The sequence below is a fragment of the Enterobacter sp. Sphag1F genome (assembly GCF_014193275.1).
GTDB lineage: Bacteria > Pseudomonadota > Gammaproteobacteria > Enterobacterales > Enterobacteriaceae > Pantoea > Pantoea symbiotica.
On the sequence record NZ_JACHZD010000004.1, the window covers coordinates 392,305 to 408,802 of the forward strand.

General features: G+C 45.5%; 13 protein-coding genes. 7 read left to right on the forward strand and 6 right to left on the reverse strand.

Going from position 1 to position 16,498, the window contains the following annotated elements:
* Positions 1–53 precede the first annotated feature (53 nt).
* The 4 genes from FHW71_RS15275 to FHW71_RS15290 are packed head-to-tail and all read left to right on the forward strand — an operon-like array spanning position 54 to position 6,187.
* Positions 54–1,202, forward strand: a complete 1,149-nt coding sequence (locus FHW71_RS15275; RefSeq protein WP_179452291.1) for a capsule biosynthesis protein — start codon at positions 54–56, stop codon at positions 1,200–1,202.
* A 23-nt stretch (positions 1,203–1,225) separates the two neighbouring features.
* Positions 1,226–2,887 (forward strand): polysaccharide biosynthesis/export family protein, encoded by a 1,662-nt coding sequence (locus FHW71_RS15280; RefSeq protein ID WP_179452199.1) that lies wholly within the window; start codon positions 1,226–1,228, stop codon positions 2,885–2,887.
* Between the two features lie 12 nt (positions 2,888–2,899).
* Positions 2,900–4,930: a capsular polysaccharide biosynthesis protein gene (locus FHW71_RS15285; protein WP_179452200.1), complete on the forward strand. Its 2,031-nt coding sequence runs from the start codon at positions 2,900–2,902 to the stop codon at positions 4,928–4,930.
* Between the two features lie 33 nt (positions 4,931–4,963).
* Positions 4,964–6,187 (forward strand): capsular biosynthesis protein, encoded by a 1,224-nt coding sequence (locus tag FHW71_RS15290; RefSeq protein ID WP_179452292.1) that lies wholly within the window; start codon positions 4,964–4,966, stop codon positions 6,185–6,187.
* 55 nt (positions 6,188–6,242) lie between these two features.
* On the opposite strand, the gene FHW71_RS15295 is transcribed toward FHW71_RS15290, so the two are convergent.
* Genes FHW71_RS15295 through FHW71_RS15315 form a run of 5 tightly spaced genes read right to left on the reverse strand, consistent with a single transcriptional unit; the run spans position 6,243 to position 11,233 of the window.
* Entirely contained in the window at positions 6,243–7,412 is a 1,170-nt protein-coding gene (locus FHW71_RS15295; RefSeq protein WP_179452201.1) for a glycosyl hydrolase family 28-related protein, read from the reverse strand.
* A 49-nt stretch (positions 7,413–7,461) separates the two neighbouring features.
* Positions 7,462–8,598, reverse strand: coding sequence for a hypothetical protein (locus FHW71_RS15300; RefSeq protein WP_179452202.1), 1,137 nt, complete (start codon positions 8,596–8,598; stop codon positions 7,462–7,464).
* Between the two features lie 7 nt (positions 8,599–8,605).
* The gene (locus FHW71_RS15305) at positions 8,606–9,769 is read right to left on the reverse strand and encodes a Stealth CR1 domain-containing protein (RefSeq protein WP_179452203.1); all 1,164 of its coding nucleotides are present in this window, start codon (positions 9,767–9,769) and stop codon (positions 8,606–8,608) included.
* A 22-nt stretch (positions 9,770–9,791) separates the two neighbouring features.
* Positions 9,792–10,460: an ABC transporter ATP-binding protein gene (locus tag FHW71_RS15310; protein ID WP_179452204.1), complete on the reverse strand. Its 669-nt coding sequence runs from the start codon at positions 10,458–10,460 to the stop codon at positions 9,792–9,794.
* Positions 10,457–11,233 carry an ABC transporter permease gene (locus tag FHW71_RS15315; RefSeq protein ID WP_179452205.1) on the reverse strand — a complete coding sequence of 259 codons (777 nt, stop codon included), beginning with the start codon at positions 11,231–11,233 and terminating at the stop codon, positions 10,457–10,459. The genes FHW71_RS15310 and FHW71_RS15315 overlap by 4 nt, the downstream gene beginning before the upstream one ends.
* Before the next feature lie 637 nt (positions 11,234–11,870).
* Here FHW71_RS15315 and speB point away from each other — a divergent pair.
* Together speB and FHW71_RS15325 are read left to right on the forward strand one after the other, a co-directional pair.
* Entirely contained in the window at positions 11,871–12,791 is a 921-nt protein-coding gene (gene speB / locus FHW71_RS15320; protein WP_007890305.1) for an agmatinase, read from the forward strand.
* A gap of 54 nt (positions 12,792–12,845) precedes the next feature.
* Positions 12,846–13,250: a YidB family protein gene (locus FHW71_RS15325; protein WP_179452206.1), complete on the forward strand. Its 405-nt coding sequence runs from the start codon at positions 12,846–12,848 to the stop codon at positions 13,248–13,250.
* Between the two features lie 77 nt (positions 13,251–13,327).
* Here the strand turns inward: FHW71_RS15325 and FHW71_RS15330 are convergent, their stop codons facing one another.
* Positions 13,328–14,080: a M48 family metallopeptidase gene (locus tag FHW71_RS15330; protein WP_008107309.1), complete on the reverse strand. Its 753-nt coding sequence runs from the start codon at positions 14,078–14,080 to the stop codon at positions 13,328–13,330.
* Between the two features lie 273 nt (positions 14,081–14,353).
* Between FHW71_RS15330 and tkt the strand changes: the two genes are divergently transcribed.
* Complete coding sequence (gene tkt / locus FHW71_RS15335) at positions 14,354–16,345, forward strand: transketolase (protein WP_179452207.1); 1,992 nt, start codon at positions 14,354–14,356, stop codon at positions 16,343–16,345.
* Positions 16,346–16,498 lie beyond the last annotated feature (153 nt).

Consider the following 16,498-nt stretch of genomic DNA (forward strand, 5'->3'; position numbering starts at 1 on the left):
ACGTATCAATAAAACTCAAACCTGATACTTAAATAAATTTTGATGATAGATGCATATTGATGAAAGACAACTCCAGGAAGAACAGCTTACGCAAGCATTTATCGGTTTTCACCCTGGCGGGTATCCAAAAGCATCTGGCGAAAATTATCATTGTTGCGCCAATGATGCTGTTAATTGTTTATCTGGCTATTTTTAGTCAGCCGCGCTATGTGAGTGAATCAAAGGTTGCCGTTAAACGTTCAGATGATCTTGCCGGCAATAATCTTAATGTCGGATTACTATTGGGCGCTTCTAATCCAAGTTCAGTGGAAGATGCTTTTTACCTCAAAGAGTATATTAACTCACCGGATATGCTGCTAACGCTTGATAAAAAACTCAATTTTTATCAGGCATTCAGTGAGGGCGGATTAGATTTCCTCAATAAGTTGCCGGCAGGAGAGAGTGCTGAAGGTTTGTTGCGCCATTATCGCTCGCGCATCAGCGTAACCTACGACGATAGAGCCGGATTGCTTACGCTACAGACGCAAGGCTTTAGTCCGGAATTCGCACTGCGTTTTAATCGTGAAGTTTTGATTGAATCAGAACGTTTTATTAATGAGCTTTCGCATCATATTGCCCGCGAACAGCTTAGTTTTGCTGAAGCAGAGATGGAGAAAGCCCGTCTGCGCTTAAAAATCAGCAAGGATGAACTCCTTGCCTATCAAAATAGTAATAACGTACTGGATCCTGAAGCGCAGGCCTTAGCAGCGAATGTGCTGGTCAATACATTGATCGGACAGAAGACGCAAATGGAAGCGGAATTGCGCAACCTACTGACCTACTTACGTGACGATGCGCCCCAGGTGGTGAGTTTACGTAATGCGATTGATTCCATGCAGGCGCAGATCGAAAGTGAAAAAGGCAAAATCACTGCGCCGCAGGGTGAAAAATTAAATCACATGGCGGCAGAATTCGAAGAGATAAAATCAAAGGTCGCGTTTGATAATGAATTGTATAAATTAGCGCTGACTGCCATTGAAAAAACCCGAGTAGAAGCTGCGCGTAAATTGAAAGTGTTATCAGTTATTAGTTCACCACAATTACCGCAAGAATTTACCTTCCCTAACACACCTTATTTAATTGCTTGTTGGTTGTTAGTGTGCTGCCTGATGTTTGGCACGCTTAAATTACTGCTTGCCGTAATTGAAGACCACCGGGATTAATGCTGTCGCAAAATGAGTTTGCTATGAAATTATTATCATCACTATTACTGATTACCGTTAGTCTCGCTCTGCCGATTCGCGCAGCCACAGACATTATGGCTGACCCCATTTTATCGGGAACAGCGTCGCAATCATTTTTATCAGGTAATCAAAACCAGATTGGATTTGTTGACGCACCACCGGCCGTTATTCCCGTCGCATTGAGCCGTATGTTTGGTGCGCAGTTGTTTAATGGCACCAGTGCAGACAGCGGTGCAACCACCGGCTTTAATCCAAACTATGTGCTTAACCCCGGCGATAGCATTCAGGTGCGTTTGTGGGGAGCCTTTACCTTTGATGGTGCGCTTCAGGTTGATCCAAAGGGCAATATTTTTCTGCCAAATGTGGGGCCGGTCAAAGTGGCTGGCGTCAGCAATAGCCAGCTTAATGCGCTGGTTATCAGTAAAGTGAAGCAGGTTTACCAATCTAATGTCAGTGTCTACGCCTCACTGCTGCAGGCGCAGCCCGTCAAAGTGTATGTGACTGGTTTTGTACGCAATCCGGGGCTGTATGGCGGCTTAACTTCAGATTCGTTGCTCAACTATTTGATTAAGGCGGGCGGCATCGATCCCGATCGTGGCAGCTACGTGGACATCAACGTGAAGCGTGGCAATAAAGTACGTTCAAGCATCAATCTGTATGATTTTTTACTCAACGGTAAACTGGGCTTGTCGCAGTTTTCTGATGGCGACACCATTGTGGTTGGGCCGCGCCAGCATACGTTTAGCGTGCAGGGCGATGTGTTCAACAGCTATGACTTCGAATTTCGCCATAGCAACATTTCGGTTACCGAAGCCCTGAGCTGGGCAAGACCTAAACCCGGAGCCACCAATATCACCATCATTCGTAAGCAAGGTTTGGCGAAGCGCAGCGAATATCATCCGATTGGCACCGCAGCCGGGCGCATGTTGCAGGATGGTGACACCTTAATTGTCAGCACCGACCGCTATGCCGGCACCATTCAGGTGCGCATCGAGGGTGCGCACTCCGGTGAGCATGCGATGATCTTACCGTACGGTTCCAACATGCGCGCCGTTCTGGCGAAAATCCGTCCGAATAGCATGTCGCAGATGACCGCCATTCAAATTTATCGTCCCTCAGTGGCGGCTCGTCAGAAAGAGATGATGAACGTCGCGCTGCAAAAACTCGAAGAAGCGTCTCTATCTGCCCAGTCATCGACTAAAGAAGAGGCCAGCTTACGCGTACAGGAAGCGCAATTGATCAGCCGCTTTGTGGCCAAAGCACGCAACGTTGTGCCTAAAGGTGAAGTGATCATCAATCAGAAAAACCTCGACGGGATTTTGTTGGAAGATGGCGATGTCATTAGCATCCCTCAGAAAACGTCGTTGGTTCTGGTACACGGTGAGGTGTTGTTCCCTAATGCGGTGAGCTGGGAAAAGGGGTTACGTCCGAAAGATTACATAGCGAAGTGCGGCGGTCTGACGCAGAAGTCGGGTAATGCCAGAGTGATTGTCATACGCCAGAACGGCGCCGCTGAAAATGCAGAGGATGTTGATCAAATCAATCCTGGTGACGAGTTGATGGTGCTGCCGAAGTACGAGTCGAAGAACATCGAAGTCACTCGTGGACTTTCAACCATCCTGTATCAACTAGCAGTAGCAGCGAAAGTCGTGTTAACGCTGTAAGGCAGAGCAGAAATGATCGGTGTTTTCTCTTCAGGAATTTGGCGTATTCCACATTTGACCAATTTTCTGGCACAGCCGTGCCAGAAGTTATCGCCCTTTATGCCCATCGCCGATGACATTGCTTCAATTGCGGTATGGGGGCACCGGCCAAGTGTGCATAAGCCTGTGGCGCGCGCACTGAATGCAGGTAAGCCGGTGCTGCGACTGGAAGATGGTTTTATTCGCTCACTGGATCTCGGCGTGAATGGTGCACCGCCACTCTCGATGGTGCTGGATAATGTTGGCATCTACTACGATGCCAATCAGCCAAGCGCGTTGGAGATACTTATCCGCGACCGGGATGCTAATAAAGCACTCGCAGCGGAGGCGGAAAGCGCCATGCGCATCATCGTTGCAGAAGATCTATCGAAATATAATCAGGCGCCGCCCTTTGTTGTCGAACATCATGTTCCAGCAGACATTGTTTTAGTCATTGATCAGACGTTTGGTGATATGTCAGTCAGTTATGGAAATGCTGGACCTGCTGATTTTGACAATATGCTGGACGCTGCGTTGAGAGAAAATCCCACGGCAACCATCTGGATTAAAATTCATCCTGATGTATTGCAAGGAAAGAAGGCGGGATATTTTCGGGAGTTGGAAGCTAGCCAGCGTATTCACTTGATAGCTGATAACGTTAGTCCATATTCACTTTTGCGACATGTTGCGCGAGTCTATGTCGTGACCTCGCACTTTGGTTTTGAAGCCTTAATGGCAGGCAAACCAGTCACCTGCTACGGGCAACCCTGGTATTCAGGTTGGGGATTAACGGATGATCGACATCCGCAAGCGCAGGAATTAAGCCGGCGGCGAGGGCGAGCCAGCTTACTTGAGTTATTTTCCGCTGCCTACTTACGCTATAGCCGTTATATCAATCCGGCCAACGGTGAACCGGCAACTTTATTTGATGTGCTTAACTGGATGAAATTGCAGAGACGCCATCAGCAGCAACGAAACGGGTCTCTTTGGGCGCCAGGATTATCGCTGTGGAAATACAGCATCCTCAAACCATTTTTGGATACCGGAGTCAACAGATTAAGTTTTTCGCGTCCCTGTGTTGAGACCACAGCTTGCGTAGTCTGGGGAGTTCACGGTGAACGACGTTGGGAACAGGAGGCTAATGCACGCCATTTACCGATCTGGCGTATGGAAGACGGTTTTTTACGATCATCCGGATTGGGTTCTGATCTCCTGGCTCCGCTATCTCTGGTATTGGATAAGAGGGGTATTTATTACGATGCAACCCGGCCAAGTGACTTAGAAGATATGCTTAATAAGAGCATGCTGAGTACTACGCAACTCTCACGTGTTGAAAAACTGATGAAACGACTGGTTGCCAGCAAATTGAGTAAATACAATTTGGGGGCGGAATTTAGTGTTCCAGCGGAATCGTACGGGAAACGCATAATATTAGTGCCTGGACAGGTTGAAACTGACGCATCTATTCAAAAGGGTGCTTTTTCAATTAACACTAATTTAAAACTGTTAAGCATTGTGCGTGAGCGAAATCCTGACGCTTATATTATTTATAAGCCACACCCTGATGTACTAGTAGGTAATCGTTTGGGGCATATTTCACAGCATATAGTCTCTCAATATGCTGATTTTCAAGTGCTAGATGCGGATATCATACAATGTATTCAGGTCGCGGATGAGGTTCATACCATGACTTCTCTCGCAGGTTTTGAAGCCTTATTACATGGAAAACACGTTTACTGCTATGGCTTACCATTTTATGCCGGCTGGGGACTCACGCACGATGAGCATCGCTGTGAACGCCGTCAACGTAAGTTACGGCTTGAGGAAATGGTGTATCAAGTATTAATTAGATATCCCACCTATATCCATCCACAACGATGGGAAGCGATAACCGCCGAAGAAGCGGTAGAAATATTGATTGGTACACCACGCACTGCGTTAGTAATCAGGAAGAATAAATGGGACAAATTGAAAAGAAATGTGCGAAAGATAAAGATGTTTTGCAAAATAAAACTGCACTTATAAATGTAATTTTTCAGGTTGACTTTAGTAATGAATATCAGAGGAAAAGCTGTTAATAAAATCCTTGCCGGTGAGCGTTATCTATTATTACAGGGACCAATGGGACCTTTTTTTACCTTCCTGTCGGAATGGCTGGAGTATCATAATCGAGAAGTTATTAACGTTGTATTCAATGGCGGTGACCGTTTTTATTGCAAAAACAGGAGGTTTTTGACCTACCTGCTTAAAGCTCGTGAGATAGCGGGTTGGTTAGATGAAGTTCAGCAACAATACCGTTTTGATACCATTATCTGTTTTGGCGACTGCCGACCTCTTCACCATTATGCAAAACAGTGGGCATCCGAGAATGGGGTGCGTATATTAGTATTTGAAGAAGGCTATCTACGGCCGCAATTTATTACTTTAGAAGAGGGCGGTGTAAATGCAAATTCTTCGCTTTCACGCGATGCGAACTTCTATCTCAATCAACCCGATCAGCTTCCGCTTCAGGTTTTGCCTGTTGAATCATGTACCAAAAAGCAATATGCTCATGCTGCGTGGTACTATTTAAATAGCTGGTACTATCGTAAAGAATTTTTGAATTACCAACATCATAAGCCATTATCGATATGCTATGAAGCCGGTTGCTGGATCCGTTCAGGATGGCGGAAAGTGATTTATTCGTTAAAGCAAAGAAAATTACTTGCGAAGTTGCAACAAGAATTGGATAAAAATTACTTTCTGGCTATTTTGCAGGTATACAACGACAGTCAGGTGACGAGCCACAGTCCTTATAATGATATTCGGGATTATATCTATGAGGTAATTTTCTCCTTTGCACGTCATGCACCGCTAGAAAGCACACTTGTCATTAAGCATCATCCAATGGATCGAGGCCATCGACAATACCATTCATTAATTGATCAATTGTGCGTAAAGCTGGGTATTCGGGGGCGTGTAATGTATGTCCACGATTTACCATTGCCGGATTTACTTAACCATGCAAAGGGGGTTGTGACCATTAATAGTACGGTAGGAATTTTAGCGCTGAACTATAACAAACCTTTAAAAGTGATGGGTAATGCACTTTATGATATCAAAGGCCTTACATTCCAGGATAGCCTTGACAAGTTTTGGAGTATGGGTGAATTACCGGACATGAAGTTATTCGAACATTTTTTATCTCATCTTTTAATTTCAACGCAGATTAACTCGGCATATTATCCTTGTCTTAACAAACCTGATGTTGGCGATGCATTTTCAGAGTTAAGGACGAATTGAAAACGGATGAAAAAATCTGCGATGGGCTAAATATCAATTTATAAAAGGAGGTTGTTTATTTAAGGAGGTGGTTATTTGTGCTTTTACGGTCAGATTTAACTGATACGGCTTGGTCGGAATGAATGTTCTTAATTGTATTTCCATGTGCATTAATTAATCTTATCGCTGTCTTTTTACAATCGATGAAAGTGCAATTATCTATAACAGAGTTATCAATTGCTTGAAGTTGTATCGCATTACTACTGGTGTTTTTGAATAAGCAGTCGCTAATTATTATTGACTGATGATGTTTTTCAGGATTGCTATGTGAAGCGACACCTTTTTGTACGTTTATGAATTTACAAGATAGTATATTCACTCTTTTGCATGAAGAGTTATCCCAATTGCCATAGGCTGGAAATCCTGGTTTGCTGTTGTAGTCGATGTTTATTTCCTCGTGAGAACCCGACTGAGATATCATCGTATCCGAGAATATGCAGTTGCTAACTGTGAAATCCTCTTGAGCATTACACTCTATTCGATGAGAATTTTTGCCATTATAAAAATGGATGTTGTGTAAAAATACGTTTTTTGAACGGCCAAAAATCATTGCACTACGGCTTTTTTCAGCCAGATCACCACGTAAATTTATTGAGAAATCTGATAAAAAGTATTTTCCTCTCCCGTTATATCCACTGCGCTTAATGAAGTTTGGATTACCTCTCTCTCCATTAACGAATAGCCAGCTATTTTTAGTATTTCGATATTCAATGATGGATGTCGCCATACCAGAACCAATAATCCTTACATTTGGGCCAAGTTCAATATGATTTTTTACGATTAAATGCCCTTCATTGAAGTAGTACTGTCCCTCATTTGCAAGTATTTTCCTCAACGTAAGTGTATCATCATGATGTCCATCCATTTTGAGTCCCAATTGCTTAAAGGAAATTATATCCTTATAAATAGGGATGATGAAAATTTCTCTCCCAACTTTAATGGAATGAGCGATTTTTACATTTTTACCAAATATTACACGATACAGCATGCTGCTTTCTTTTTCGGGGTAATAAAATCCTCGGGTCTTGACTATCATCCCATCGAACAAATCAATATATTTGATATCAGAAACTGAGTTTACAGTTTTATCTATATGCTTATCACGTAATTGAAAGTTGAATGCAGTTGCTTTACTTATTGCAGGGAATGTAATCAAAATGCTTAGCAGCGATCTTCGTGTAATCATTGGTGGCTCGATCTTATAAAGTTATAGGCCAGAGTTAACTGGCCTTTTCTTATTCGATATTTTCAATTTCTTTCTTCAATGTTTGAATAAGTAATTTATCTTTTTGTGACTTGGTATGGTTGATAAAGTGAGCGCATGTTTCAATCGCAGTATCATTTAATCCCATTTTCATATAGGACTTCGCCAGAGTTGAGGCCGCTTTGACATGATGTTTACTGCGACAGAATGGTTCCAGCAATCGCAATACCGAATCAAGATCATTACGGTTAAAATAGATCTCTGCTAATCGAACAATAGGTCTTCCTAAGTATGGTGATAGCTCACGGCAGGCCTCATAATATTTGGTTGCAGCACAATAAAAGCCTTTTTTGTCAAGGCACATTGCATACAAATAGTTTATGTAGCCCCAGTTTGGCGCGTCTTTTATAAAAGCTTCAATGGTTTTTATATAGCTATCATTGAACTCTTTTCCTGTCACCAGGTTTTCATTAATCTCTTTGAAAGCTTCAATCGTGTTGTCTTTGTATAATTTTGATTTTTCCAGACTCCATAACCCTTTTGATGAACCTTTTGATACCATTTCGTAAAGTAAGTTATCAATATTATACGTTTTAGTTAGTTCACCTAAAATGTTGTGTTTGAAATTCCTTAAAGAATAAACTTTCGAATTTTCAATGCCATTTTTGAGTTTTGTTGCCGAGTAGTAATCAACAGGATCACCGTCATTGCTAATGATAATAACATCGGCACTTTTTTTATAGCTTACTGACGATAAGTCAATATCTTCGTCAGAGTAGGGAACATTGTTCTCGGCGCTTTTAGAAAACTTCATACCAAGCTTTACTTCTGGACTGAAAGCAACTATTCGGTCTGCTGCCAACGCACTTCCGAATTTCAGTGCACCATAGGCTCCCATGCTCGAACCCAGTATCCAGACTTGTCCTCCCTTTTTTTTATATAGCTTGATTTTCTCTTTAAGAAATTGAACTAATTCTTTATGGTCAGGAATATCCGGGACACCATTTTGATACCAGTCGTTACTGTAATCGTTAATAAATATTTTAGTGGCTGCTATACGACCTAATCTTTTGGAAAAAGTGAACTTTCCTTTAGGTGTATTTCTTGCTGAAAAAACGATCAAAACATTTTTTGCCGATTTTTTTTCGGATATTTTTATCGAGTCCATGATGTATTTATTCCTGATTATTAATTTCTTTAGGTGCCAGCTCTAACGGAGATGGAATGTTATAAAAAGAATTTAGTGCTTCGGTTAAATGTTCTGCGTAGTCTTCAAAGTCTAAACTATCATAGGAAGACCTATCGTTAGGGCACATTGAAAAGGGAATAGTATCCTTACCTTTTTTATCCTTTAACATACGGTAATAATCTAATGCCACTTTCTTACGAATATTAAAGTAGAACACGCGTGTTTTTGTGAAAATAGACTTTCCAGTGATTTGTGCAACGTGAGGAATAAGAAAACCGGTACAGAGCAGATCATTCATCGCTCTGAACTTGTTTTTTCTACATCCATCAAATGCTTCAGGCCAGGTTGCTTCACACAATTGAGCCACAGATTTTAATTGTGGATAGAAAGTATGTGAAAACATTTGGTCTGTATAAACGCCATATTCTGAAAAAATTAATCTACGGGCGTTTTTTGCGCCCCATTCTGTAGCGGAGTCATAAACGGGATTAACCGGTGAAGCTGGTAGCTTTATTTTCGACGTAAACATAAATGCCAAACCTGAACCGGTGAAAAAATACTCCGGTTTAACAGGCCTTAACAGCATCATGTCATCATTGAAATACACATAGTGTTCCGAAAGATCTTCAATCTTATGGATGGCACTTTCGATAACATGCGAGTTAAACGTAGGAAGATATTTTTCCTCTAATATCTCGCTGTGACTCACTATGCGGACTTTAGGATGGTCAATATTCATCCATTCTGGGTACTGTCCATTAGTCACAATGTAAACTTTATTCACCCATGGCGCATAGTCAAAAACTGAGCGAAGTGCATAACGCAGTTCATCCAGTGATTTAAAGCGTGCAGCATCCGATAGCACTGATTTTTGAGAATCGACAGGAGCGTGCTGATTGAATACCTCAATAAAATCAGGATCGTCAGAGTCTACCCATGTAAAGACAAAGTCTATAGGGAATGTCACCGGAAGATTTCCAAAATCAATAATCCTTTGATCATCGGCAGACTTTTTATTTTGCGATTTATCATTTTTGCTATTTAAAATCACGCTCCCATTTCCGTCAGAAACGGTAATAGGATAGCGCTTTATAAAAGCATCACGGAAAAATACGCCTGGTTTAAATATCAACTTCTTAATCTTATTCATGATGATGCTTCCTTCTTACTAATCACTCTAAATTTTCCTCTGATTTATACTCTGCAATAGCATCATCAATATTATCGTAGTAGCTTATTTCCCCACTTCGTCTGATGAATAAAGCTGAATCGCAATGGTCTTTTAATGATTTGAAACTATGTGAAACCATCAAAATGTTTGATTTTTCACTTTTTTCTTTAAATATATTGGCGCATTTTAATTTAAATCGACTATCACCAACTGCAGTGATTTCATCAACGATGTAGTAGTCAAAATCAAATGCCATACTTAAACCAAAACCCAGACGTGATTTCATTCCTGACGAATAGGTTTTTATCGGCATATCGAAGTATTTTCCCAGTTCAGAAAAATCTTCGACGAATGCAATCTTCTCTCTTAATTGCTCTTTCTTCGCATAGAGGCGGGAAACAAACTTTACGTTTTCTCTACCAGTCAAACTTCCCTGAAAGCCACCACTCAATCCTAAAGGCCAGGATATAGTTTTAGTGGTAGTGATCGTGCCTGAGTCTGGTCTGTCAATCCCGCCGATCATGCGAAGTAGGGTTGATTTTCCCGCACCATTGCGGCCTACAAGCGCGACACTTATGCCTGTTGGCAATTCGACACTCATCCCTTTAAATACATAGTGCCGACCCGTTGGTGTACGATAGGATTTTGTGAGGTTTTCAATTTTAATCATGATGTCAGCATCGCCTCTTCACGTGTTCTATATATCGCAAGCCCGATAAAGATCGTGCACAGTGTTGCGATTGCTAAATAATCTATACTCACGCCTACGCTGACGTAACCAGGGATGATTGCCTCGCGACTCAATTCAACTGCATGCAGGATGGGATTCCATAACAAGAACGGCCAGTATTTTTCTGGAATGGATTGCAGCGGAAACATCACGCCTGAAATAAAATAAAGTGGTTTGAGCAGAATAGGTAAAATCTTATGTGTTTCAGTAAAAACGCTCCCAATTGTCATCACTATGATGCCAATGCTGCTGGAGAATAAAATCATTAAACCCCAACTCAGCGCGAGTTGTAGCAAATCGAGCAACACAAAATGTTCGCCAGCCGCCCAAATGCATCCCATAAGCAAGATGTAAACGGTGAGATATATCACTGACTCGAGAAAAGCACGTGATAAAACCGTATCTATTGGTTTTACTGGTCGGTAATTAAAGAGACCTTTGTTGGCGTCAATCGCACCAATGGAGCGATTAACGATACTGCTAAATATCAAATAGAGAATAATCCCATTGAGTAAAAAAACAGGAAATGAAATATCCCGCATTGTGCGGTGCATAATGAAACTGAAGATACTTAATAATACTAATAAATGAGCGGCAGGTTCGATGATAGCCCACAGGTATCCCAAGCGGAATTTACCGAAGCGCGTGCGCAATTCACGGAAAAACAGTGCCTTAATAGTAGATTTTTGTACTTCTATTCCACTTCTTGCCATTTAAAAACTCATTTAACAGTTAATGAACGAGGTCACTTTCGCCAGGCATGATCCAATGTTTTTACATGGCTTACATGACGATAGATAAAATGAAATGAGAGTAAAAAGATAGCTGGGAGGCTTACATGGAAGAACATATTATGCGTTTGCATGAGTGCTTAACTTACTCGCGGCATAATGGTGATTCATTTTATCTGATCAGTGAGGAGCTTGTTTTATAAGAAAAAGCTTATATCTCCATACTGAATTCCCTGAGCGTCTATCGATTCCTTTCTTATTTCTGTAGAATAAATTATCAGAGCGAAGTGAATTGGTTCTAGACGTTTTTGACTATTAATTTAATTGCTATTAATAGATTTTTGTGGCTTGGTAAATTAAAGTTTTATATCGTTAAGAAATGGCTTAATTTATATACGAATAATTCTTTGTTTTTTTCTGGCCGACTTCTTTATATTGTATGAAGAGATCGTGTTAGTTGATTTAATAAACTCCATAAACGCGCTGATTGCAGTAAGCCACAATCTCCGCGATAATCGCGCCAATCAATCCCTTCCTCGTCGGGTTCAACGACGCGGAGGGGATTTTTTATTTATATCCTAAACTGGTGAAACGATTACCGCCTTAATGAGGACGAATTATGTATAACACCCTGGGCAATCAGTATGATAACTCCCTGGTTTCTAACGCCTTCGGTTTCATGCGCTTCCCGCTGAACTTCCAGCCATACGACAGTGACGCTGAGTGGGTCATCACCGGTGTTCCGTTCGATGCCGCAACCTCAGGCCGTCCGGGCAGCCGTTTAGGGCCGGGCGCGATTCGTCAGATCTCAACCAACCTGGCGTGGGAAGGCTGCCGCTGGCCGTGGGACTTCGATCTGCGTCAGCGTCTGAACGTGGTGGACTGCGGCGATTTGGTTTATGCCTTCGGCGATTCACAGGATCTCTCTGACAAACTGCAGGCGCACGCCGAGAAACTGCTGGCGAACGGTAAACGTATGCTGACTTTTGGCGGTGACCACTACGTTACGTTGCCGCTGCTGCGCGCGCACGCTAAGCACTTCGGTAAAATGGCGCTGGTGCATTTCGATGCGCACACCGATACCTATTCCAACGGCCCGACGTTCGATCACGGCACTATGTTCTTCACCGCGCCGAAAGAGGGTTTGATCGATCCGCAACATTCCGTGCAGATCGGCATTCGTACCGAGTTCGATAAGAGCCTCGGTTTCAACGTGCTGGATGCCGCGCAGGTCAACGATCGCAGCGTGGATGACATTCTGGCGGAAGTGAAGCGTACCGTTGGCGATCTGCCGGTCTATCTGACCTTCGATATCGACTGCCTCGATCCCGCTCATGCACCGGGCACCGGTACGCCAGTGATTGGCGGTCTGAGCAGCGATAAAGCCACTAAGCTGATTCGCGGTTTACAGGGCATGAACATCGTTGGCATGGATCTGGTTGAAGTGGCGCCGGGCTATGATCACGCCGATTTGACCTCGCTGGCAGCCGCCACGCTGGCGCTGGACATGCTGCACGTGCAGGCGGCTAATAAAGGTTAATCCTTTTGCTTGCGGCTACACTTATTGGCGGTTAATTAATCTGCGGAGGCGACTATGGGTTTACTGGACGATTTAGTTGGATCGCTGGGAAACAGCAACGGAAGCGGGCAGGGCAATCAGATGCAACAGCTGATGGCTATCTGGAACTGGGTACAGGAGCAGGGCGGCGTCGAAGTGCTGCTGCAGAAATTTCAGCAGGGCGGACTTGGGCAGGTGCTAAATAGCTGGATTGGCAGCGGCAGTAACCATTCGGTTGATGGCGGCGAGATTCAAAATGCGCTGGGTCAGGATCAGCTGCAGTCGCTGGCGGATAAGCTTGGCACCGATGTCAATGGTGCGTCCGGTACGCTGGCTGCTTTGTTGCCGCAGGTGATTGATAAGCTGTCGCCGCAGGGCCACATCGATACGTCGAATACCCAGGATTTGGGTGCGATGGTTGATGGGCTGTTTAAGCGTTAAGTTTTGACTGGTCGGCATGAATGCCGACCCTACGTGTAAGGAGCGCATTAATGCGCTCCTTTTTGCTGCGTGTGATATTACTTCCCAGCCGCAATGCGCTCACGAATATGCTGGGCGCGCGCTTCAGAATCCGGGTGCGAATCAAACATCGAACTCTGGCGTCCCTGTTCCAGTTTCGCCAGTTTCTCAAAACTGGTCGCTAATCCCATCGGATCAATACCGCGCTTTTTCATTAGGTCAAACGAGTAATCATCGGCTTGTGTTTCCTGGGTTTGTGAGAACTGTGCATTCACCAGTTTTTCGCCCATTTCACCCAATTGCGATTGTGATAGCGAACCGATCACGCCGCCGACGGAAGCCGCAGCGGTGCGCGTTGCGGTGGTAGTAAGCGCTACCTGCATCGCTTTACGCGTATGGCCCAGTGCGACGTGGCCCATCTCATGGCCAAGCACACCTTCGACTTCGTTGTCGGTCATCATGTCCATCAAGCCGCTGTAGACGCGGATACAACCGTTGGCCATCGCCCAGGCGTTGACGTCTTTAGTCTGATAAACCTTGTAGTTGGCAGGCACGCCGTTGATGTTATCGCCAAGCGCCGCCGCGATTTTGTTCAGGCGCTGCTGATATTCACTGTTGGCGGGTGCAACCTGATTGTCTTTATCCATCTGAGCACAGGATTGATCGCTCAACTCTTTCACCTGTGCATCGTTCAGCGCGTAGGCCTGATAAGCCTGCGCACCAGATTGCAGCAGCGCGTTGTTATCAAATCCTTCGCAGCCGCTCAGCAGCGAAGCCATTCCCAGAGCAACAATGGTAGCTCTCATTTTCATATCGGCATCCTTTGGGTAACAAGGTAAAGAAAACAAACACCTGAAACCGTCACAGGTGTTTAAACGATTTGGTTATAGCTCGCATGTTGTGCAATGGCTAGCAGACAAGGCCGGAAATGCAAACGGTTACCCGTGATTTAGCACCCAGATGCATGTACTTTTGTCCTGATTTTCATGTACATTGATGTGCGACTTTTTTCTCGCTTCGCCTTATAACTGATTAATTACAATAAGTTAAGCGTGGCGGAGCATTAATCCGACCTGGAGTAGAAGATGCCCTCTCGTAAAGAGCTTGCCAACGCCATTCGCGCGTTAAGTATGGATGCAGTACAGAAAGCCAATTCGGGACATCCGGGTGCCCCAATGGGCATGGCGGACATCGCCGAAGTGCTGTGGCGTGACTTCCTGAACCATAACCCTACTAACCCGCTGTGGGCAGATCGCGACCGCTTCGTTTTATCGAACGGTCATGGCTCAATGCTGATTTACAGCCTGCTGCACCTCACTGGCTACAACCTGCCAATGAGCGAGCTGCAGAACTTCCGTCAGCTGCACTCTAAAACTCCAGGCCACCCGGAATACGGTTATACCGCAGGCGTTGAAACCACCACTGGCCCGCTGGGTCAGGGCATTGCGAACGCAGTCGGTTTTGCCATTGCTGAGCGCACGCTGGCGGCGCAGTTCAACCGCCCGGGTCATGACATCGTAGACCATAACACCTACGTGTTTATGGGCGACGGCTGCATGATGGAAGGCATCTCACACGAAGTCTGCTCCATCGCCGGTACCCTGAAGCTGGGCAAACTGGTTGCCTTCTATGACGACAACGGCATCTCCATCGACGGTCACGTTGACGGCTGGTTCACCGACGACACCGCTAAACGCTTTGAAGCCTACGGCTGGCACGTGGTGCGCGGCGTGGACGGTCACGACGCAGACGCAATTAAGAAAGCGGTTGAAGAAGCCAAAGCGGTTTCCGACAAGCCTTCGCTGCTGATGTGCAAAACCGTGATTGGCTTCGGTTCGCCGAACAAAGCCGGTACGCACGATTCGCACGGCGCGCCGCTGGGTGCCGATGAAATCGCGCTGACCCGTAAGCAGCTGGGCTGGAATCACGGTCCGTTTGAAATCCCTTCAGATATCTACGCGCAGTGGGATGCCAAAGAAGCCGGCCAGGCGAAAGAGTCTGCGTGGGACCAGAAGTTTGCTGCCTACGCCGCTGCACATCCGGAACTGGCTGCGGAGTTCAAACGTCGCGTCAACAACCAGCTGCCGGCTAACTGGGCAACCGAATCGCAGAAGTTTATTGAGCAGCTGCAGGCCAATCCGGCGAAAATCGCCAGCCGTAAAGCCTCGCAGAACGCCATCGAAGCCTTCGGTAAAATCCTGCCGGAATATCTGGGCGGCTCTGCTGACCTGGCGCCAAGCAACCTCACCATGTGGTCCGGTTCTAAACCGATCAATGAAGACGCGGCGGGCAACTACATCCATTACGGCGTGCGCGAGTTCGGTATGACCGCCATCGCCAACGGCCTCGCGCTGCACGGCGGCTTCCTGCCGTACACCGCCACCTTCCTGATGTTCGTCGAGTACGCGCGCAACGCCGCACGTATGGCCGCGCTGATGAAAATCCGTCAGATCATGGTCTACACCCACGACTCGATTGGTCTGGGCGAAGATGGCCCGACGCATCAGCCGGTTGAGCAGATGGCCAGCCTGCGCGTGACGCCAAACATGAGCCTGTGGCGCCCGTGCGACCAGGTTGAGTCTGCGGTGGCGTGGAAGTACGCTATCGAACGTGTTGATGGCCCGTCGGCGCTGATCTTCTCGCGTCAGAACCTGGCGCAGCAGGATCGTAGCGCTGAGCAGCTGGCTAACGTGGCGCGCGGTGGTTACGTGCTGAAGGACAGCGAAGGTACGCCAGAGCTGATCCTGATCGCTACCGGTTCAGAAGTGGAGCTGGCGGTAAGCGCTTATGAGCAGCTGACGGCGGAAGGCCGCAAGGTGCGCGTGGTGTCTATGCCATCCACCGACGCCTTCGACAAGCAGGACGCGGCATATCGTGAATCCGTGCTACCGAAAGCGGTTGCCGCTCGCGTGGCGATTGAAGCGGGTATCGCCGATTACTGGTTCAAATACACCGGCCTGAACGGCGCGATCGTCGGTATGACCACTTTCGGTGAGTCAGCGCCTGCGGATCAGCTGTTCAAAGAGTTTGGTTTCACCGTTGAAAATGTGGTTAAAACGGCGAAATCGATTCTGTGATTTGAGGTCGCCATAAATGGCGACCCTACACAGCGGGTATAAAGGGCGTCCCAACCGGGGCGCCCTTATTGTTTCACCACCTCCAACCTGAAACGGTTCAATTATTCCTGCAGTAATAATCCCGCAGTGCAAAATTTGTGACGTAGATCCAAT